The following is a 19,875-nucleotide window of genomic DNA, read 5'->3' as shown; positions in this document are numbered from 1 at the left end:
CGGGCTTTAGCCAGCGTTAAAGCCATCTGCGCGAAACATGGCGCGAATGCCACGTAGCGCCTGACGAATGCGGTCCTGATTTTCAATCAGGGCAAAACGCACATGGTCGTCGCCATACTCACCAAATCCTACTCCTGGCGACACACAGACCTTGGCGTCCGACAGCAGCTTTTTGGCGAACTCCAGTGAACCCATGTGTGCATAAGCCTCGGGAATCTTGGCCCAGACATACATCGAAGCTTTCGGGTTTTCGACCATCCATCCCAGTTCGTGCAACCCTTTGACGATCACGTTACGGCGCTGGCGGTACTGCTCGGCAATATCCTTGACGCACTGCTGGTCGCCTTCGAGCGCAGCGATGGCCGCGACTTGCAGCGGGGTGAAGGTGCCATAGTCGTGGTAGCTCTTGATCCGTGCCAGGGCATTGACCAGCTCCGGATTACCCACCATAAAACCAATCCGCCAGCCTGCCATGTTGTAGCTTTTGGACAGGGTGAAGAACTCCACGGCTACGTCCTTGGCGCCCGGTACTTGCATGATCGAGGGCGCTTTCCAGCCATCATAGACAATGTCGGCGTAAGCCAGGTCGTGAACCACCAGTACATCGTACTGTTTGGCCAGCGCCACTACGCGCTCGAAAAAATCCAGTTCAACGCATTGCGCCGTCGGGTTGGACGGGAAGCCCAGGATCATCATTTTTGGCTTGGGGATCGAGCCGCGAATGGCTTTTTCCAGCTCGGCAAAAAAGTCCACGCCAGGAATCAGCGGCACCGAACGCACTTGGGCGCCGGCGATCACGGCACCGTAAATGTGAATCGGGTAGCTGGGGTTAGGCACCAGCACGGTGTCGCCCTGATCCAGGGTGGCGAGCATCAAGTGCGCCAGACCTTCCTTGGAACCGATGGTGACGATGGCTTCGTGTTCCGGATCAATCTCAACGTTGTAACGGTCGGCATACCAGCGAGAAATAGCACGACGCAGGCGAGGAATGCCACGCGATGTCGAGTAGCCGTGAGTGTCCTCACGCTGTGCGACGGTGCAGAGTTTTTCAACGATATGAGGAGGTGTCGGGCCGTCAGGGTTACCCATGCTGAAGTCGATGATGTCTTCGCCACGACGTCGGGCGGCCATCTTCAGTTCAGCAGTGATGTTGAAAACATAAGGGGGGAGTCGATCTATGCGCGCAAAGCGGCGCGGCGAACCTTGGTCTGCCATGTGTGCCTCTGATACGTAAGCGCCCGGAACCGTCCGAGCGACGTTGACCACTGCGGTGGTCTGGGCGGAACAATACGGGCGGTGATGGCCTTTTGTCTAGATGCTGTCAGGACCTATTTTCTCGCCGATCCGACTGGGCTGTATTTTTGTTCCTATACTCTGCTGCTAGGTTTCCTACTTACTCCATCGAGTATGCCCCATGGATCAAATAAAAAAGTTCGAACTGTCGGCGCCGCGATTTACCAAAGGTCAGTTTCAATTGATCGCGGGATTGGGTGGCCGTTTCACTCAGGAGACTGCTAGCCGAATTCCACAACTGTGGGAAAAATTCATTCCGGAAATCGGAAAGGTACCAAGTCAAATTGGCGAGGAAACCTACGGCGTTTGTTGCAATCCTGATGGCGAGGGGGGCTTTGAATACATTGCTGGCGTGGCTATCAGCAAGCTGGACGATTTGCCCGAGCGCTATCGCTGGATTGAGTTGCAAGAGCAGTCGTATGCGGTCTTTGAGCATCACGGCCCATTGGACACCCTTGCGCAGACGTTTCAGGCGATCTGGAAAGACTGGCTGCCTCAGTCGGGCTACGAAGCAGTGGATGCGCCCGAGTTTGAACGTTACAGCGCAGATTTTAATCCGGACACCGGCACAGGGCTGCTAGAGATCTGGTTGCCAGTTAAGAAACCCGTTTAGCTTGCTCGCAGTTGGGGCTGAGCGGGTGACATCAGAGAAAGGACCAAGCGTCGCTCGCCACGATAGGCTTCACCCTGTTCGGTCCATCCCTGGCTCAGATAAAAGGCCAGGGCGCTGGCGTTAAACGGGCTTACCGATAGCATCAATTGGCTGATTTCGGGCCAGAACTGCTGAATGGCTCGGGGGAGTTCGCGCAGACAGGCTTTACCCAGCCCCAGCCCCTGAACGCGGCTGTCGACCTGAAACGCATGCAAGGTGGCGCTGCCAGCCTCGGCCCAATGGGCCAACAGTGGCTCACGCTTAAGTAATAAAAAGGCAACCGGCAACTCCTCACAGAGCAGCACCAATCCTTTGATTCCCTCGTGTGGCTGAGCAGGCAGCGAGTGCAAGGCCGACGCTATGTCGCCGCAAAATACGATTTGATCAGGTCCTACCTCAATCTTGCGCAGTTGCTCGCGCTGCAGGAGGGTCAGGTCTTCATGGGCGCAGAGGCGGGTGTTCATGTCTAGATTCTGTCGAGGCGCAATAGGGGGTAACTGACGCGTTAAGTCAGTTACGGCTGAGCATCGCGTCAGTTTCTACCCATCAGGAGGCCAAATACAGAGTTATTCGTATGCAGGCTCAGGCTACCGGCAAGCTAAAGGTGAAAACTGTACCGTTTTCTTCATCCGAGGCGACTTCCAGTTGGCCTCCGTGGGACAGGGCGATCTGGCTGGCAATGTACAACCCAAGACCAAGACCTGCTTGCGGAGTATGGTTGGCCGGACGTGAGTAGGGTTTGAACAGGTGCGGCAGCACGTCATGCGGGATGGGCTTGCCCTGGTTGGCTACCCTGATGCTGAACACTCCGTCCTGGATCAAGGCTGTGACGCGCACCGTACCGGTGCTGCAACCATGGGTAATCGCATTGATCAGCAGGTTGGAGAGCAGTTGTGCCAAGCGGCCACGGTCACATCGAATACCTATGAGTTGCCCTATATCGGACAGGATCAAACGCTGGGGATGCACGTTCTGTATCTCTGAAATCACGTGGTTGAATACTTGATTGAGATCAGAGCATTCGCTCAAAGTTACAGGAATTCCACTACCGAGACGGCCCCGGGCAAAATCCAGCACGTCATCTACCAACTGAGATGCCCGATGGCCAGAGGCCAGGATGTGCTGCACCAGAACATCGCTTAGCGGGTTGGAGTGCTTGCGTAGCAAGCGCTCGGCGGCGGCAGTGATGGCGAATAGCGGATTGCGCAAGTCATGGCCGATAACGGCGATGAATTGTTCACGCAACTCTGCATTCTCACGTTCTTGCAGCAGCGCTGTTTCAGTGCGTTGCAGGTTTTCTTCTGCTTCTATTTGCAGCGACAGCAGGCGTGAAAAGGACTCCATTGTGGACTGGATGTTGCTGCTTCTGAGGCTTGCAGGCTTGGGGTCAAGCGCGCACAAGGTACCGAAGAAGCTGCCGTCGGTACGCCATACCGGGATCGTGATGTAACTTTCGAAACGATACATCTTTGGCGTTTGGTGGTGCTGGTAGAGCGGGTCTGCGCTGGCGTTGTCGATGATGATCGGCAGGTGCGAGTTCATACTTTCAAAGCACAGGGTGCTGACCAGGTCCAGTTCTCCGCCCGGCTGTAAACCAAAGTTCAGATTGTCGAGCACCGCGCAGGCGGTCCAGGTGGTTTGGGTGACACGGGCAACGGCGGCAAAGCGCATACCGGTCATTTCAGTAATGACCTTAAGGATCGCGGGAACTGCACTGATCCGGTTAATCGTTGCGATATCTTCAATCGCGCCTTGCGCCATGGTAAATGCTCTTGTTTAAAGATTTGATTCCAGCCAGAACACTGAGCGTGGCACAAACGCAGGGGCAATATCTATAAAAGCCCGAGCGGAGCCAATAAAAAAGGCCGCGCCATTCATATTGAACGGCGCGGCCTTTTTATTAAGTCGACTTAAGTGTCTTGTTTGTCTTGCAGGACTTCGGCTGTTTTAGCGTCGAGATCGACGTCCCACTTAACACCTTTGCTATCGCGCAATTCAACTTCATAAACCAGTTTGCCGTAAGAGTGATCAAGCTCGGTATCGAGAATGGTTGCGCCTGGGTGTTTATCCAGCGCCGCTTGATTCAACTTTTCAAATGAGGTGATTTCACCCGATTTGATCAGGCCTGGAATATGGTCCGGGCGTACATCAGCCTGGGCAATACCGGCAGTCAGAGCCAGGGCAACAGTGGCGAATACTACATTAAGTGCTTTCATGTTTAATCCCTTGGGGTTGAGGTGTTTAAGTGGGATCAGATTACCCGGCGCAACTTAACTCATCCTTAATTTTCACCTGGCTACGGAGTCACGGACTTAATAGCCATTCTTTTCCAACAGTTGGTTGACGCTGTGTGGGGCGGGGCGCTGATAGAATTTGAGCAACTCGCTGGCGCGGTTCGTAAAAATGCCGTCGACCCCTGCTTCCATCGCTTTCTTGAAATCAACCGGTTCGTCGAGGGTGTACACGTGCACCAGCATGCCCTTGTCGTGGGTAGCCTTGTTCATCCACGGCTTGATCAGGTCGAAGTAGCTTTGGTCTCCGCCGTGGGTCAATGCCGCCGAAGGGCCTGTGCCGATAGCGCCGTTGGCCTTGGCAAAGTCGAGCCACTGGATGAACTCGGCTTTGTCCTTGGGCTGCTGTTTGGCGTAATACGCAGCTTTGTCCTTCTCGCCCGAGTCTGTAAAGCTCTTGCTGGTGTTGGGTGTCATGCCGCCTTCGCCCACCCACAGCAGCAGGATTTTCGGAGTATCGGGCATTTCTTTTTGCAGCAGCTCAAGGCTGCTTTTCTCAAAGGTTTGCAGCATGACCCGACCTTTACCCTGGCCGACTTTTGACTCTGTTGTAGTTGCAGGTTCAAGCCAGCCACGCTCGCTCAGCTTGTTTTTCAGGTCGTGCTCAAGTCCCGGGAACTGCTTGGGTTCTTTGGTTTCGATGTACAGGCCCGGTTTGTAGTGTGGATTGCCTTGGGCAATATCGATTATTTCGTCCAGGGTCAGAATCGGTAGCCCTGCATAGGATGGGCGCGCGCGATCAGGGTAAGCCTGATTGAACCAGCTACCGGCATCCAGGGTTTTAAGCTCGGCCAGGGTGAAGGCGCTGGCGGGACTGTCCTTGCGGTCCGGGAACTTTTTGGCCACGTCAGTGGTGCGTAACAGGCTGTTGTCGTGAAGCGCAAACAGAACCCCGTCCTTGCTGCGTTGAAGGTCCATTTCCAGGTAGTCGGCGCCCAGATCACGGGCGAGGGTATAGGCTGCTGCAGTTGATTCCGGGGCATCGAAGGATGCACCGCGATGTGCAATTACGGCCGGGTGCGGGATGCCATGAGCGTTGGCCAGTGCCGCCTCGGTAGCGTTGGGTGCGCTGGCGGCCTGTGCGCCGCCGATGCCCAGAATCAGGCTTAGAAGCAGGGCGCTTTTGCCAAAAGTGTCAGGCATTGGTTGAATTCCTTTCAATCAGAAAAATAGAGACCGCCTTTTTAACAACAAGACAGTCATGGAGGCTATCGAGAACCTGACACAAATGAGTGTCTTGCTTGTTTTTAAGCGTTTTTTCTTACAAATGTGCAGTATTCTTGACCACACCAACGTCCCCGGCAGAGGGACAAGCGTTACATCTTGCGTGTAAACCATTGTTCCAGAGCCTTCTGGCTCGTCAGTGAGGTTTACCATGCGCATCACTTCGCAACTTATCTGCCAAGCCGCCGACCTGCTTAATGGCTTTGTTGGTTTCAATCGCAAGACAGGCCAGCACATTGTCCGTTTCAGTGAGGATTCCTTCGGGATGGATGTTGCTGACGACAACATCACGCCCACCAGCGAGTTTGTCTGGCAGGCCGATGGCGCAGACAACATGACCCTGAAGCGCGAGCTGATTCAGTTATTACTGGATCAAAATATCGATGACCGCCTTAACATCACCGAACCACTGCACGTGTATATGCGGCGTCTGGACGTGCCTGAAATTTCGGCTGTACGCCGTTGCGTTAACTGAGTGCAGCAGCCCAGGACACTCTGTATCTCCCGGGCTGCTATTCAAGAAGGTTCTGAAAAAGTGTCTGCGGCGCCGACACAGATTTTGTTTCGGCCAGTGTTCTTTGCGATATACAGCGCTTTATCGGCTTCGTTCAGCCAGATGGAGGCGTTTTGAAACTCAGGGCGGCACGAAGCAAGCCCAATGCTCAGGCTCACGCTTATCCGTAGTTCAGGCTCGTCCGCGTGTTGGTAGTTGCAAAATACCTGACGCAACCGCTCCATGATCTCCTGGGCCTGATGCAAAGAGCGGTTGGGCAGGATGATGCAGAATTCATCACCGCCATACCGACCAGCCAGGTCTTGAACGCGCAAGTTGTCCTTGAGCTCCTTGCTGAGCTGGCGCAGTACACAATCACCGACGATATGCCCGTAGGTATCATTGATCTGCTTGAAATGGTCGATATCAATCAGGGCCAGGGTGGCGGGTGAATGACTCTCCCTGCTTTGCAGGAAGCTCAGGTGCAGCAGGTCTTTCCATGAACCGTGATTGAGCAGCCCGGTCAGGCTGTCGGTGCGGCTCAGGGTACTTAGTGCGCGTTTATGCTCGGCCAAGGTTATCGCCAGCCGATAGCTGACCATGCCTACAGAAAACGGGTAAAGAATCAGCACCGGTATGCAGGCATAGACTTGCAGGCTGTTGGTTTCGGGCGTGAAGGCAGCTCCCAGAAACAGAATCGAAATCAGGCCCCCTGCCAACTGCGCCAACACACCGTACAAGAGAAATCTTGGCCCTCCTGCCGCGACGTTATGCATCATCATCATGGACACAATAATGACTGTCGGCAGCGCGTTGAACTGGATGGTTGCTGCCCAGAACCCCCCGCACAGCGAGTCAATCAAGATGTTGCGCCGCTCAGTCCGATACGGATAGGTCGCACGTGAAGACAATTGAAATGCCAGGTGTGGCCATACGAGTGCATTGAACAGCAGCAGTCCCCATAGCCAGATGGGCTTGTCGAGTGGGTACAGGGCTGCTACCAAACTCAGACCGCCAAACCCTGAACCTATGGCACGTGGCGTATAAATACGCTTGGCAAACGACAAACCTTTGCCTCTTTTATTGTCCATGGTTATCTGCGCGAGATGTTTGGACTATGAACCCGGATACCGCTGGGTACCCGGACCGTCGATTGCTTGCTGATATCGGTTGTCGAGAATACATCGCACATATTCCGCACATTTTTGGAACGGTTATGGATGCAGACTAGCTCTATTAAGTCGAAGGCGAGTCGGCGTTGGTGACAATGTCTGTGGCCACTGTTAGTTCTTATAGAATGACGATCAACCTCTAACAGGCCGGAAAGCAAGATAATACTCATTTTTTCACTGGAGGCTTCATGCCATGGCACTCGACTCACGCAGTGCTGAGCGGCCTAAACCCGCTGAGCGTTATCAAGGTGCATTTCGAAATCATGGCGCCCGGCCGTCCTCCAGTCTTGGCAAGACCTTGGGTATTTTTTGGAGAATGCTTTTTCAAAAGCCGGCGAGTACGCGTCCTGCAGGTGTGATTCCGGTCAAGGCGTTAACGTGTGAACAGTTGGCTGCGGCACCTGATTTCAGTGTCTATCGATTGGGACACTCGACCTTGCTGCTCAAGCTCAATGGCAAATACTGGCTGACCGATCCTGTCTACGCGCAGCGCGCCTCACCGCTGCAGTGGATTGGCCCCAAGCGTTTCCATGCTCCCCCCATCAGCCTTCAAGAGCTTCCACCGTTGGAGGCCGTGATTCTGTCCCATAACCACTACGACCACCTGGACCAAAAAACCGTGTTGCAGCTGGCGGCCAAAACACAGCATTTTTTGGCGCCGCTGGGTGTCGGCGACCTGTTGATCAAGTGGGGAGTACAGGCCAGCAAAGTCCAGCAACTGGATTGGTGGCAAGACACCCATGTTGCAGGCATTCGTTTTATCGCCACTCCATCCCAGCACTTTTCAGGCCGCGGCCTGTTTGATCACAACCAGACGCTTTGGGCATCCTGGGTGTTAATCATTGGTGAGGTTCGGATTTTCTTCAGTGGAGATTCAGGGTACTTCGATGGATTCAAGCTGATTGGTGAGCAGTTTGGGCCATTCGACCTGACGCTGATGGAGACGGGTGCCTACAACGTCGACTGGCCCCATGTGCACATGCAGCCCGAGCATAGCCTCCAAGCTCATATCGACCTCAATGGGCGCTGGTTAATGCCGATTCACAACGGCACTTTTGATCTGGCTTTCCATGCCTGGTCCGAGCCGTTTGATCGCATTGTGGCGTTGGCAGAGCAACGCAATGTACTCATTACAACGCCACAAATGGGGGAAGTATTCAACCTGATGCAGCCCCACAAAGGGCGTGCCTGGTGGCTTGAAGTACAAACCCCGGGGCAGTAGGGCCGGGGTTTACTCGATCATGGCAAAGTCTTCGCGGCCCATCGGGTCTGGCGTGGTGCCGCGAATATTGCCCCCGCGACCGGGCGCAAACCCGGGAAAGAACACCAACCCTTGCGCCTCCAGGCTGTAAGCGAGGGCCAGCCGGGTAACGTCGCGCACAGGGGCTTGGGCTTCGAAGCGTTCGATCGCCGGGACCGAAACCCCGGACTGCTCACTCAGGTAGTCGAGGCTCCAGCCAAGCATTTCACGGGCTTGCGCGCAGTGCAGCGGGGTAAATTGATTAATGACGATGCGTTCAAACGTACTGCGCATGGCTGAATGAGGCATGGGGGTTCTCCAGGGCTGAGTCAGTGCTTGAAAATATACTGTGTTTTTATACAGTTATTTTTGGCGTGGATCAAACTCGTTTTTTGATGAGTCCCGACCGGAGAACTGGCACCCGTTACTCACGCTATCCGCGGAGGCTCTCAGGCTTTTGCCCTCAGCTGGCTTGTTGTCCCACATGGAAAATGAAAGGCATCAATGCATGAAGTGCCATGCCACGTAACCCGCGAAACCGCAGTACAGGAGAGCGATTGCCATCAAACTTTTGGCTTCAATATTGCCGCGACGAAATAGTAGCCAGAGCATGAGTACAGCAAATGCCGTTATGGCGCCGGCAATCAGCAGAGGGGTGTCTAACATCCAAGGAGTGAAGAACAAACCGAGCGAACTGGGGATGGTCGCCTGGATCATCATCGCTCCAGAAATATTGGCCAAGGCCAATCGCTCTTTACCCTGGCGAACCCAGATCAAGGCATTCATGATCTCAGGAAGTTCGGTCGCTACGGGGCTAAGCAGCAGCGCGACCATGTTGGGGGACAGGCCGAAGAGAATGCCTATGCTCTCCAGTTGGGAAACAAATACATGTGACGCTGCGCCAATCACGCAGAGCGCTATAACCGTTTGTAGCCCGGCTCAGCCCATCGATGCATTTTTCGGCCTCAGCTTGAGGGGTTCCAGCTCCTCCTCTTCGGGGGCTGTATCCGCGCTGACGATCTCGCGCCAGACGTAGAGGCCGTAGGTCGCCAGGAACAAGATCCCAAGCCAGGGCTTGATGGCAAAGGCTACGAGACCCAAGCCTACTTTTACGACGAACACAGCCAAAAACGCCAACTGATCTTTCGCCAGGCCTTTGTGATCCACGCGAATGACTGAGTCGTCTCGATTCAGTTTGCGGCGATTCATCCATAGCGCAAAGCCCACGACGCCATAAGCGACTGTCGCGAGAACCAACGGGCCGCCCATGGCAGCGCCTACACCGATGTCTTTCTGCTCGGGGGTTGATCCAAACACGACGGCTGTAAACGTCACTGCGGTTTCAGGCAGGGCTGTACCAAATGCGGCCAGTACGGTGCCAACAGCTGTGGCGCCGAGATTCATGTGACGGCCACACCATTCAATACCGTTAACGAAATATTCGCATGACAGATAGATGGTAATAGCGGAGAGAAAAAAGAGAACCAAGGTTAGGAGCATGGGAGACACAGACCGGGCAAGCAAAAATCCAATGGCACACGACGTGGCTTACCCGGTCGGTAAACACGCAGTGGCCAAAGGTCTTGCTGGGCAACATCGGCTGGTTCCGAATGTGCCAATCATGCCATGAAGTAAGAGACTTCAAGTGTGTTGACATGATTTCCTCAGCCGTGTGGCTGAAGATAGCTACTCCCCAATGACGAGGCGCGGCATTATTCCCAAGATGCGAGTGCATTGCAAGGCAGGAAACATTGAAGATTGGAACACAAGTCAAATAATATTAATGGTTATTACAATCATCTAGATCTGTATTTTATTTACTTCACTCGCCCGCCGTCCTGTAAAAGCGCTCGGTTGTTAATGACAGATATATGCCGCTTCAGTACCGCCCTAACTTTTATTTGCGCGGGCTTATACGGTTTTGCACAAAAAAAGGGCCAACAATTGTTGGCCCTTTTTGTTTGCTACTTACGACTTATATCAAGCCCCGTATCAATCCCAGCTCAATGCACCGCCGGTTTGGTATTCAATAACCCGCGTTTCGAAGAAGTTTTTCTCTTTCTTCAAGTCCATGATTTCGCTCATCCATGGGAACGGGTTGGTCGTGCCCGGGTATTCTTCTTTCAGGCCGATTTGCGACAGGCGACGGTTGGCGATGAACTTGAGGTAGTCCTCCATCATCGCGGCGTTCATGCCCAGTACTCCGCGCGGCATGGTGTCGCGAGCGTATTCGATTTCCAGCTGGGTGCCTTGCAGGATCATCTGCGAAGCTTCTTCCTTCATTTCAGCGTCCCACAGATGCGGGTTTTCGATTTTGATCTGGTTGATCACGTCGATGCCGAAGTTCAAGTGCATGGATTCGTCGCGCAGGATGTACTGGAACTGCTCGGCGACGCCGGTCATCTTGTTGCGACGGCCCATCGACAGGATCTGCGTGAAGCCACAGTAGAAGAAGATACCTTCCAGAACGCAGTAGTAGGCGATCAGGTTGCGCAGCAGCTCTTTGTCGGTTTCAACAGTGCCGGTTTCGAACTTCGGATCGGAGATCGAGCGGGTGTACTTCAGGCCCCAGGTGGCTTTTTTAGCGACCGACGGGATCTCGTGGTACATGTTGAAGATCTCGCCTTCATCCATGGCCAGCGATTCGATGCAGTACTGGTAGGCGTGGGTGTGGATCGCCTCTTCGAATGCCTGGCGCAGGATGTACTGGCGGCATTCCGGGTTGGTGATCAGGCGGTATACGGCCAGCACCAGGTTGTTGGCAACCAGGGAGTCGGCGGTAGAGAAGAAGCCCAGGTTACGCATCACGATGCGGCGCTCGTCGTCAGTCAGGCCTTCCGGGTTTTTCCATAGGGCGATGTCGGCGGTCATGTTGACTTCTTGCGGCATCCAGTGGTTTGCGCAGCCGTCCAGGTACTTCTGCCAGGCCCAGTCGTACTTGAACGGTACGAGCTGGTTGAGGTCGGCGCGGCAGTTGATCATCATCTTTTCGTCAACCGCAACTCGGGCGGAAGCGCCTTCGAGTTCGGCCAGACCTTCGGCGACGTCAAGGTTATCCAGTGCGGCCTTGGCGCGAATGATGGCGGCAGAGTCGCTGGCCGTCACTGCGCGGGCTTCTTGGGCGGCAACACCACCGGCGGCGTCCAGGCGGTCCATGTTGGCTTCGGTTGCGTGACCCGCGTTGGCGCCTTTAACAGCGACTTCGCCTTCGTCTTCTTTGTCGAATTCGTCCCAGCTCAGCATGACGTATCGTCTCCTGCGTGAGGGCCAATGGCCGTGTGAAAACACTTATGGTTTGGTTTTTACACGGCCATAGGCCACTTGGATCTAAGAAATGTTGCTTGCAGTAGCGTTGTGCTCACGCAAAAACATGAATGTGTACGTTGGCTTGTATCGCTGTCGCTCAGGGGAGGAGGTTGTACCTGCACTCACCCTGGGCCTTGAGGCCGTAGCAGCGTGGATTTATAGCCCGCGAAGGGGATATATCAAGCCTTTTTGATGGCCGCAGTATACGGCTTTTGCACAAGGTATTTCAGCCAGTTTTTTTTCAGGGGATGCGACGAAACGCCCTAAATTTATCCTGGGCTTAAGTAGGGCTGCGGCTGAGCGAGGGTTTACGGGAGCAGAAGTTTTTTTTCATCGGCCCAAGAGGTCGAATGACCTGTGGCTTAAGCGCGAATGAAGAGGGCTTTGGTGCGAGGAAGGATCAAGCCCGGCCGAAACCGGGCGTCAGTCGATGCGGTGTCAGCTGAGGCGATGGCCGTTGGTACGGTCGTAGCCATCTTCGGCAAAGCCTGCCGAGCGGGTGTTGTCATAACCATCTTCTGCAAAGCTGGCCGAACGGGTGTTGTCGTAACCGTCTTCTGCAAAACCGGCTGCGTGAGTGCGGTCGTAGCCGTCAGCGGCAAATGCGGTACTGGCCAGAACGGACAGACTCAAAGCCATTATCCATGAACGTTTCATTTAATAATTCCCGGGCGATACAGGCGCAGGCAGGCAACTGTTCAACGGCAATAAAGTTGCATTGAAAGTGGCGATTAAGTGCCGCGTGGGATCGCTTATATAAGTAAGTTAATTAGCGGTGTCATAAAGCGGTTGCGATGAATCAGCCGTTGGAGCAGCCGTTGCCCATCACGCGGTATTCAAGGGTGTGCTGCATGCCTTGCGAGTCTTCGTAGACCATTTGTGCCGGCACGACTTCGCAGACGCTGGGAATTTCGCTCATGGAAATCACCTTGGCGATGTCCAGTTCGGAAGAGTAGGAATACTGTTCAACGGCCGGTTGCTGGTGCGCAGCCTGTGTGTTTGTTTCATCCGCCATGGCGGTCAAACACACACTGCTCAGAGCCAGAACTAACAACGCTTTCATTTCAAATTTACCTGTTTTAGGTCGAGTGGGGTCACACAGCCCTTGTGAGGCTGTGTGTGAAACTGAGTAAGTAAGAGCGACTAAACTTGCCTTCGTGGGGGCTGTAACTTGGGTTAATCGCGGTGCCTTGGTTGGCGAGATGAATTTTAGGCCTGCGCTGCACGGGCATATAGAGGGGGTTTTGATAAAGACTGTTGACAGTTTCTGCAACAATCGTCGAAAACAGGGTTCATTTTTGACGTTTGCAAGGCGTGCATCCAACAGTAAAGCGCTGTAAGTACTGTTCTTGAGCCTTGCGCAGAAAAACCATGGTTTTTCTGCGTGTTTCTTACTACCAACGTCGAATGGATCTCACGGCTTGGCCCGGCTAAAACAGGGTCATAAAACAACAACTACAAGCATTGAGGTATGAAACATGAGTGCCGCTTCCCTGTATCCCGTACGCCCTGAAGTCGCTGCCAATACGCTGACTGACGAGGCGACCTACAAGGCGATGTACCAGCAGTCCGTCGTCAACCCGGATGGCTTCTGGCGCGAACAAGCAAAGCGTCTCGACTGGATCAAGCCTTTTACTACCGTCAAGCAGACCTCCTTCGACGATCACCATGTCGATATCAAGTGGTTTGCAGATGGCACGCTCAACGTTTCCTACAACTGCCTGGATCGCCACCTTGCTGAGCGCGGCGACCAGATAGCCATCATCTGGGAAGGCGATGACCCTTCCGAACAGCGCAACATTACCTACCGCGAACTGCACGAAGAAGTGTGCAAGCTGGCCAACGCCCTGCGCGGTCAGGATGTGCACCGTGGTGACGTCGTTACTATCTATATGCCGATGGTGCCGGAAGCCGTGGTCGCCATGCTGGCCTGTACCCGGATCGGCGCGATTCACTCCGTGGTGTTTGGCGGTTTCTCCCCCGAGGCACTGGCCGGGCGGATCATCGATTGCAAATCCAAGGTGGTCATCACCGCCGACGAAGGTCTGCGTGGCGGCAAGCGCACAGCGCTCAAGGCCAATGTCGATGTGGCACTGACCAACCCTGACACCTCGAGTGTGCAGAAGATCATCGTGTTCAAGCGCACCGGTGGCGACATCGCCTGGTACAAGCACCGTGATATCTGGTACCACGACTTGATGGCCGTTGCTTCGAAGCACTGCGCCCCGAAAGAGATGGGGGCCGAAGAAGCCCTGTTCATCCTTTATACCTCTGGCTCAACCGGCAAGCCCAAAGGCGTGCAGCACACCACTGGCGGCTATCTGCTCTATGCGGCGCTGACCCATGAGCGTGTGTTCGATTACCGTCCAGGCGAAGTGTACTGGTGCACCGCCGATGTGGGCTGGGTGACCGGTCACACTTATATTGTTTACGGGCCGTTGGCCAATGGCGCGACCACCTTGCTGTTTGAAGGTGTGCCGAACTATCCGGACATCACCCGGGTGTCGAAAATTGTCGACAAGCACAAGGTCAACATTCTCTACACCGCACCAACCGCCATTCGCGCCATGATGGCTGAAGGCCAGGCTGCGGTTAAAGGGGCCGATGGTTCCAGCTTGCGTTTGCTGGGCTCGGTGGGCGAGCCGATTAACCCTGAAGCCTGGAACTGGTACTACACAACGGTAGGCAAGGAGCGCTGCCCGATCGTGGATACCTGGTGGCAGACCGAAACCGGTGCTTGCATGATGAGCCCGTTGCCGGGTGCGCACGCACTCAAGCCGGGGTCAGCTGCGCGTCCGTTTTTCGGTGTGGTGCCGGGGCTGGTGGATAACCTGGGCAACCTGATAGAGGGCGCAGCCGAAGGCAATCTGGTGATTCTGGATTCGTGGCCGGGGCAGGCGCGGACCCTGTATGGCGATCACGACCGTTTCGTCGATACCTACTTCAAGACCTTCCGTGGCATGTACTTCACCGGTGACGGCGCGCGTCGCGACGAAGACGGCTACTACTGGATCACGGGTCGCGTGGATGACGTGCTCAACGTGTCCGGCCACCGGATGGGTACGGCTGAAATCGAAAGCGCGATGGTGGCGCATCCTAAAGTCGCTGAAGCTGCAGTGGTTGGCGTTCCGCATGACATCAAGGGGCAGGGGATCTATGTCTACGTCACCCTCAATGGTGGCGAAGAGCCGAGTGAAGCGCTGCGCCTTGAATTGAAAAACTGGGTGCGCAAGGAGATCGGTCCAATCGCCTCGCCGGATGTAATCCAGTGGGCGCCGGGCCTGCCGAAAACTCGCTCGGGCAAGATCATGCGCCGCATTCTGCGCAAGATAGCCACCGGTGAATACGATGGTCTGGGTGATATTTCTACCTTGGCCGACCCGGGTGTGGTGCAGCACTTGATTGAGACCCACAAAGGCATGAAAGTCGCATAACACGTCCTGAGTGTCATCGAGCCCCGTCCGGCGTTGCCTGGCGGGGCTTTTTTTATAGCGAGCCCGATTCTGCAAGGGTATGTAGGACCTGTAGGGCATTTGCTGCTGTATGTGCAGGACGTCGGTGTTACCGAATGTGTAACCGACTGCGCCAAGGTGGGGCTTTGCGATACTAAAAGCACTGATTTAGAGCCGTTTGTGGCCCGTCATAAAATAAGATGAAACGCTACACTTGCCGGAATAGAAGGGTTTGCGAATAATAGGCCCGCTATTTGCAACTCATATAGGTTCTACATCTTTTGCTCTTGCATTATTTTGGAGAGCTGTCAATGCCTAGGGTCGCCTTTTTCGGTGCATCTGTAATTAGTTGTCGCATTGAAGAAATTACGGCTTGAAGCCTGTCGTTAGAATGCCGATCACTCGCTCGTCGTTGTTGTGCTGATCTCAGTGCAACGCCAGTAGGACGTGGCGCCGCATTCCCGGTTTAACCTCCGCATATTGGGCCTAGGCTCACTCTGCATTTATTGCCCTTTACCGATGGAGTCCTAAGATGAAGAAACTCGTGCTTCTTGGCGCCCTGGCACTGTCCGTGCTGTCCCTGCAGGCTTTTGCTGCTGATAAACCTCTGAAGATTGGTATTGAAGCGGCGTACCCTCCGTTCGCCTCCAAGGCCCCGGATGGCAGTATCGTGGGTTTTGACTACGACATCGGTAATGCTCTGTGTGAGCAGATGCAGGTCAAGTGTGTGTGGGTCGAGCAAGAATTCGATGGTCTGATCCCTGCGCTTAAAGTACGCAAAATCGATGCGATCCTGTCCTCGATGTCCATCACCGAAGACCGTAAGAAGTCGGTTGATTTCACCAACAAGTACTACCTCACTCCGGCACGTCTGGTGATGAAGGAAGGCACTGTGGTCGGCGATAACCTTGAGGAGCTCAAGGGCAAGAAAATCGGCGTACAGCGCGGTTCGATCCACGACCGTTTCGCCAAGGAAGTTCTGGCACCTAAAGGTGCAACCGTCGTTCCTTACGGTTCACAGAATGAAATCTACCTGGACGTAGAAGCGGGCCGTCTGGATGGCACCGTTGCAGACGCCACCCTGCTGGAAGACGGTTTCCTGAAAACCCCGGCTGGCAAAGGTTATGCCTTCGCAGGCCCGGCTTTCACCGACGTGAAATACTTTGGTGACGGCGTGGGGATCGCAGTGCGCAAGGGCGACGCCCTCAAAGACAAGATCAACACTGCTATCACGGCTCTGCGTGAAAACGGCAAGTACAAGCAAATCCAGGACAAATACTTCAACTTCGATATTTACGGTCAGTAATACATCGCTGCGGTAAGTCCGAAATGGCGCAAGCAACAGATTCTCTGAAGTTTGCGCCATTTTTTCATCCCCATTTCTGAGGACCTGAATCATGTTGAAAGGCTACGGGGCTGTCATCCTCGATGGCGCTTGGCTGACGCTTCAGCTCGCCTTGTCGTCCATGGCCCTGGCCATTGTTCTAGGTCTGATCGGTGTTTCGTTACGCTTGTCGCCGGTACGTTGGCTGGCCTGGATGGGCGATCTGTATTCCACGGTAATCCGCGGAATTCCCGATCTGGTGCTGATTTTGCTGATTTTTTACGGCGGCCAGGACTTGCTCAACCGCGTGGCGCCGATGCTGGGCTACGACGACTATATTGACTTGAACCCGCTGGCTGCCGGTATCGGCACCCTGGGCTTCATTTTCGGCGCCTATCTGTCTGAAACCTTCCGTGGTGCCTTCATGGCCATCCCCAAGGGCCAGGCTGAAGCCGGCATGGCGTATGGCATGAGTTCGTTTCAGGTGTTTTTCCGGGTATTGGTTCCACAGATGATTCGCCTGGCGATTCCGGGCTTTACCAATAACTGGCTGGTATTGACCAAAGCCACGGCCCTGATTTCGGTGGTCGGCTTGCAAGACATGATGTTCAAGGCCAAGCAGGCGGCTGATGCCACCCGCGAGCCGTTCACCTTCTTCCTGGCCGTTGCCGCGTTGTATCTGGTGTTGACCAGTGTTTCGCTGCTGGCGTTGCGACAACTTGAGAAGCGCTACTCGGTAGGCGTTAGGACGGCTGAGCTATGATCTTTGACTACAACGTCATCTGGGCCAGCATGCCGCTGTACTTGAGCGGGCTGCTGGAAACCGTGAAATTGCTGGGTATTTCACTCTTTTTTGGCTTGCTGGCGGCAGTGCCGCTGGGGCTGATGCGAGTCTCCAAGCAGGCCTGGGTCAACTTCCCGGCCTGGCTGTTTACCTACGTGATTCGCGGCACGCCGATGCTGGTACAGCTGTTTTTGATCTACTACGGACTGGCCCAGTTCGAGGCTGTTCGTGACAGTTTCATGTGGCCACTGCTTTCCAGTGCAACCTTCTGTGCATGCCTGGCGTTCGCGATCAATACCAGTGCCTACACTGCCGAAATCATTGCCGGTAGCCTGCGGGCCACACCTAATGGCGAGATTGAAGCGGCCAAGGCCATGGGTATGTCGCGGTCCAAAATGTACCGCCGTATTTTGCTGCCGTCGGCCATGCGCCGGGCGCTGCCGCAATATAGCAACGAAGTGATCATGATGTTGCAGACCACCAGTCTGGCTTCGATCGTGACCCTGATCGACATTACGGGTGCTGCACGTACCGTCAATGCGCAGTATTACTTGCCGTTTGAGGCCTACATCACGGCAGGTGCTTTCTACCTCTGCCTGACCTTCATTCTGGTGCGTCTGTTCAAACTGGCCGAGCGCCGCTGGCTGGGCTACATGGCCCCGCGCAAGGCCTGACCCATGGAACGCATAGATCACGTGTTGCCCTGGAGCACCCTGGGTTCTGAACGCCACTTGACGGTGTTTCGTTTCGGCGCGGGCGAGCGCAAGGCCTACATTCAGGCCAGCTTGCATGCAGACGAACTACCAGGCATGCGGTGTGCCTGGGAGCTGAAAAAGCGTCTCGCCGAACTTGAGGCGCAAGGTGCCTTGAACGGTGTGATCGAACTGGTGCCTGTGGCCAACCCGCTAGGGCTTGGTCAATTGCTGCAAGGCAGCCACCAGGGGCGCTTTGAGTTTGGTAGCGGCAAGAACTTCAACCGGGACTTCGTTGAGTTGAGCGACCCGGTGGCGCAGCGACTGGTTGGGTGCCTGGGGGATGATCCCCATGCCAACACCCGACTCATCCGTCAGACGATGCTTGATGTGTTGTCCGAGCTCCCCCCTGCGGCCAGTCAGTTGCAAGGTATGCAGCGTGTGTTGCTTAGTCATGCCTGCACGGCTGACATTGTGCTGGACTTGCACTGCGAGACCGATGCCGCACTGCATATGTACGCCTTGCCTCAGCATTGGCCCCAGTGGCGTTCACTGGCCGCGCGGCTGGATGTGCGCGTAGGTCTGTTGGCCGAAGACTCGGGCGGCAGCTCATTCGATGAAGCCTGTTCGGTGCCCTGGTTACGTTTGCAGCGCCAGTTCAGCGACGCGCAGATTGCATTGGCCTGCATGTCCACCACGCTGGAGCTGGGAGGGCAGGCCGACACCGGGCGCCCACAAGCCGAAGCCTATGCCGAGGGTATTCTGGCGTTCCTGGCCGAGCAGGGGCTGATCACGGGCGACTGGCCTGCTGCGCAGTACGAAACGTGCGAAGGCATGCCGTTTGAAGGCACTGAATTGTTATTTGCACCGCACCCCGGTGTGGTGAGTTTTTTACGTCCGGTGGGCGCCTGGGTTGAGACTGGCGAGCCGCTGTTCGAAGTGATTGATCCTTTATCTGACCGGGTCAGTACGGTATGCGCAGGAACATCCGGCGTGTTATTTGCCGTTGAGCGACTGCGTTATGCCCAACCCGGTTTCTGGCTGGCTAAAGTGGCGGGGCGCGAGCCTTTGCGTCACGGGCGCTTGCTCAACGACTGACTGTTTTTGTGAGAACCGACAGCATGTACAAACTTGAAGTCCAAGACCTGCATAAACGCTATGGCAGTCATGAAGTGCTCAAAGGCGTTTCACTGGCCGCCAAGGCAGGCGATGTGATCAGCATCATCGGCTCCAGTGGCTCCGGCAAAAGTACCTTTTTGCGTTGCATCAACCTGCTTGAGCAGCCCCATGCAGGCAAGATCCTGCTCAATGGCGAAGAGCTCAAGCTGATTGCCAACAAGGACGGCGCCCTCAAGGCTGCTGATCCCAAGCAGTTGCAGCGCATGCGTTCGCGTTTGTCGATGGTGTTTCAGCATTTCAACCTGTGGTCGCACATGACCGCGCTGGAAAACATCATGGAAGCGCCGGTGCATGTGCTGGGGATGACCAAATCCGAAGCCCGTGAAAAAGCCGAGCACTACCTCAACAAGGTCGGCGTGTCCCATCGCAAGGATGCCTACCCTGGACACATGTCCGGTGGCGAGCAGCAGCGGGTCGCGATTGCTCGTGCCCTGGCGATGGAGCCCGAGGTCATGCTGTTTGATGAACCGACTTCAGCTCTCGACCCCGAGCTTGTGGGTGATGTGCTGAAGGTGATGCAGGACCTGGCTCTGGAAGGCCGGACCATGGTTGTGGTGACTCACGAAATGGGCTTCGCCCGTGAAGTGTCGAACCAGTTGGTATTCCTGCACAAAGGTATTGTTGAAGAAAGCGGTAACCCGCGGGAAGTGCTGGTTAACCCTCAGTGCGAGCGGTTGCAGCAATTTCTGTCTGGCAGCTTGAAGTAACTGCCATTTTTAGACTGCCGCTGTGCACCAAAATAGGTCATGCTCCGCATCCCGCGAAGCTGACCT

General features: G+C 55.0%; 21 protein-coding genes and 1 riboswitch. Of the genes, 9 read left to right on the top strand and 12 right to left on the bottom strand.

Annotated elements, in window-relative coordinates; genetic code table 11:
* Positions 1 to 6 precede the first annotated feature (6 nt).
* A complete protein-coding gene (alaC, locus tag RGV06_RS08545; protein ID WP_019829159.1) occupies positions 7 to 1,215 on the bottom strand; it encodes an alanine transaminase in 1,209 nt (402 codons plus the stop codon).
* 199 nt (positions 1,216 to 1,414) lie between these two features.
* Between alaC and RGV06_RS08540 the strand changes: the two genes are divergently transcribed.
* Positions 1,415 to 1,906 (top strand): GyrI-like domain-containing protein, encoded by a 492-nt coding sequence (locus RGV06_RS08540; RefSeq protein WP_019829160.1) that lies wholly within the window; start codon positions 1,415 to 1,417, stop codon positions 1,904 to 1,906.
* On the opposite strand, the gene RGV06_RS08535 is transcribed toward RGV06_RS08540, so the two are convergent.
* The 4 genes from RGV06_RS08535 to RGV06_RS08520 form a co-directional block, all read right to left on the bottom strand.
* Positions 1,903 to 2,409, bottom strand: a complete 507-nt coding sequence (locus RGV06_RS08535; RefSeq protein ID WP_019829161.1) for a GNAT family N-acetyltransferase — start codon at positions 2,407 to 2,409, stop codon at positions 1,903 to 1,905. The genes RGV06_RS08540 and RGV06_RS08535 overlap by 4 nt on opposite strands.
* A 118-nt stretch (positions 2,410 to 2,527) precedes the next feature.
* Positions 2,528 to 3,706: a GAF domain-containing sensor histidine kinase gene (locus RGV06_RS08530; protein ID WP_046808855.1), complete on the bottom strand. Its 1,179-nt coding sequence runs from the start codon at positions 3,704 to 3,706 to the stop codon at positions 2,528 to 2,530.
* 149 nt (positions 3,707 to 3,855) lie between these two features.
* Positions 3,856 to 4,161, bottom strand: coding sequence for a PepSY domain-containing protein (locus tag RGV06_RS08525; protein WP_019829163.1), 306 nt, complete (start codon positions 4,159 to 4,161; stop codon positions 3,856 to 3,858).
* Positions 4,162 to 4,257: 96 nt separating this feature from the next.
* Entirely contained in the window at positions 4,258 to 5,379 is a 1,122-nt protein-coding gene (locus tag RGV06_RS08520; RefSeq protein WP_322149812.1) for a glycerophosphodiester phosphodiesterase, read from the bottom strand.
* A gap of 232 nt (positions 5,380 to 5,611) precedes the next feature.
* On the opposite strand from RGV06_RS08520, the gene RGV06_RS08515 reads away from it, so the two are divergent.
* Positions 5,612 to 5,935 (top strand): DUF2025 family protein, encoded by a 324-nt coding sequence (locus RGV06_RS08515; RefSeq protein WP_019829165.1) that lies wholly within the window; start codon positions 5,612 to 5,614, stop codon positions 5,933 to 5,935.
* A gap of 41 nt (positions 5,936 to 5,976) precedes the next feature.
* Here the strand turns inward: RGV06_RS08515 and RGV06_RS08510 are convergent, their stop codons facing one another.
* Positions 5,977 to 7,044 carry a diguanylate cyclase gene (locus RGV06_RS08510; protein ID WP_046808853.1) on the bottom strand — a complete coding sequence of 356 codons (1,068 nt, stop codon included), beginning with the start codon at positions 7,042 to 7,044 and terminating at the stop codon, positions 5,977 to 5,979.
* Between the two features lie 274 nt (positions 7,045 to 7,318).
* On the opposite strand from RGV06_RS08510, the gene RGV06_RS08505 reads away from it, so the two are divergent.
* The gene (locus tag RGV06_RS08505; RefSeq protein WP_322149811.1) at positions 7,319 to 8,347 is read left to right on the top strand and encodes an MBL fold metallo-hydrolase; all 1,029 of its coding nucleotides are present in this window, start codon (positions 7,319 to 7,321) and stop codon (positions 8,345 to 8,347) included.
* 9 nt (positions 8,348 to 8,356) lie between these two features.
* On the opposite strand, the gene RGV06_RS08500 is transcribed toward RGV06_RS08505, so the two are convergent.
* The 6 genes from RGV06_RS08500 to RGV06_RS08475 all read right to left on the bottom strand — a co-directional run bounded on the left by RGV06_RS08500 (position 8,357) and on the right by RGV06_RS08475 (position 12,734).
* Positions 8,357 to 8,674 (bottom strand): helix-turn-helix domain-containing protein, encoded by a 318-nt coding sequence (locus tag RGV06_RS08500; protein ID WP_322149810.1) that lies wholly within the window; start codon positions 8,672 to 8,674, stop codon positions 8,357 to 8,359.
* A 192-nt stretch (positions 8,675 to 8,866) separates the two neighbouring features.
* Positions 8,867 to 9,286 (bottom strand): sodium:calcium antiporter, encoded by a 420-nt coding sequence (locus RGV06_RS08495; RefSeq protein ID WP_322151858.1) that lies wholly within the window; start codon positions 9,284 to 9,286, stop codon positions 8,867 to 8,869.
* 18 nt (positions 9,287 to 9,304) lie between these two features.
* Positions 9,305 to 9,865, bottom strand: coding sequence for a sodium:calcium antiporter (locus tag RGV06_RS08490; protein ID WP_322149809.1), 561 nt, complete (start codon positions 9,863 to 9,865; stop codon positions 9,305 to 9,307).
* A gap of 33 nt (positions 9,866 to 9,898) precedes the next feature.
* Positions 9,899 to 10,072, bottom strand: a riboswitch (yybP-ykoY riboswitch).
* 285 nt (positions 10,073 to 10,357) lie between these two features.
* On the bottom strand, positions 10,358 to 11,608 hold the full coding sequence (locus RGV06_RS08485; RefSeq protein ID WP_048351774.1) for a ribonucleotide-diphosphate reductase subunit beta: 1,251 nt from the start codon (positions 11,606 to 11,608) through the stop codon (positions 10,358 to 10,360).
* Between the two features lie 501 nt (positions 11,609 to 12,109).
* Positions 12,110 to 12,328, bottom strand: coding sequence for a hypothetical protein (locus tag RGV06_RS08480; protein WP_019823439.1), 219 nt, complete (start codon positions 12,326 to 12,328; stop codon positions 12,110 to 12,112).
* A 142-nt stretch (positions 12,329 to 12,470) separates the two neighbouring features.
* The gene (locus tag RGV06_RS08475; RefSeq protein ID WP_019823437.1) at positions 12,471 to 12,734 is read right to left on the bottom strand and encodes a DUF2790 domain-containing protein; all 264 of its coding nucleotides are present in this window, start codon (positions 12,732 to 12,734) and stop codon (positions 12,471 to 12,473) included.
* A 415-nt stretch (positions 12,735 to 13,149) separates the two neighbouring features.
* On the opposite strand from RGV06_RS08475, the gene acs reads away from it, so the two are divergent.
* The 6 genes from acs (at position 13,150) to RGV06_RS08445 (ending at position 19,809) form a co-directional block, all read left to right on the top strand.
* Complete coding sequence (gene acs, locus RGV06_RS08470) at positions 13,150 to 15,105, top strand: acetate--CoA ligase (RefSeq protein ID WP_019823435.1); 1,956 nt, start codon at positions 13,150 to 13,152, stop codon at positions 15,103 to 15,105.
* A gap of 550 nt (positions 15,106 to 15,655) precedes the next feature.
* Positions 15,656 to 16,429 carry an ABC transporter substrate-binding protein gene (locus tag RGV06_RS08465; protein ID WP_019823433.1) on the top strand — a complete coding sequence of 258 codons (774 nt, stop codon included), beginning with the start codon at positions 15,656 to 15,658 and terminating at the stop codon, positions 16,427 to 16,429.
* Between the two features lie 91 nt (positions 16,430 to 16,520).
* Positions 16,521 to 17,210, top strand: a complete 690-nt coding sequence (locus RGV06_RS08460; RefSeq protein ID WP_019823431.1) for an ABC transporter permease — start codon at positions 16,521 to 16,523, stop codon at positions 17,208 to 17,210.
* Positions 17,207 to 17,905 (top strand): ABC transporter permease, encoded by a 699-nt coding sequence (locus tag RGV06_RS08455; RefSeq protein ID WP_019823429.1) that lies wholly within the window; start codon positions 17,207 to 17,209, stop codon positions 17,903 to 17,905. Before RGV06_RS08460 ends, RGV06_RS08455 begins: the two co-directional genes overlap by 4 nt.
* Before the next feature lie 3 nt (positions 17,906 to 17,908).
* Positions 17,909 to 19,021 (top strand): succinylglutamate desuccinylase/aspartoacylase family protein, encoded by a 1,113-nt coding sequence (locus RGV06_RS08450; protein WP_019823428.1) that lies wholly within the window; start codon positions 17,909 to 17,911, stop codon positions 19,019 to 19,021.
* Positions 19,022 to 19,044: 23 nt separating this feature from the next.
* Positions 19,045 to 19,809, top strand: a complete 765-nt coding sequence (locus RGV06_RS08445; RefSeq protein WP_019823425.1) for an ABC transporter ATP-binding protein — start codon at positions 19,045 to 19,047, stop codon at positions 19,807 to 19,809.
* Positions 19,810 to 19,875 lie beyond the last annotated feature (66 nt).

The organism is Pseudomonas sp. CCI3.1, from assembly GCF_034313985.1.
GTDB lineage: Bacteria > Pseudomonadota > Gammaproteobacteria > Pseudomonadales > Pseudomonadaceae > Aquipseudomonas > Aquipseudomonas psychrophila.
The sequence above is the reverse complement of the archived record's forward strand: the minus strand, read 5'-3'. Positions and strand labels throughout refer to the sequence as shown.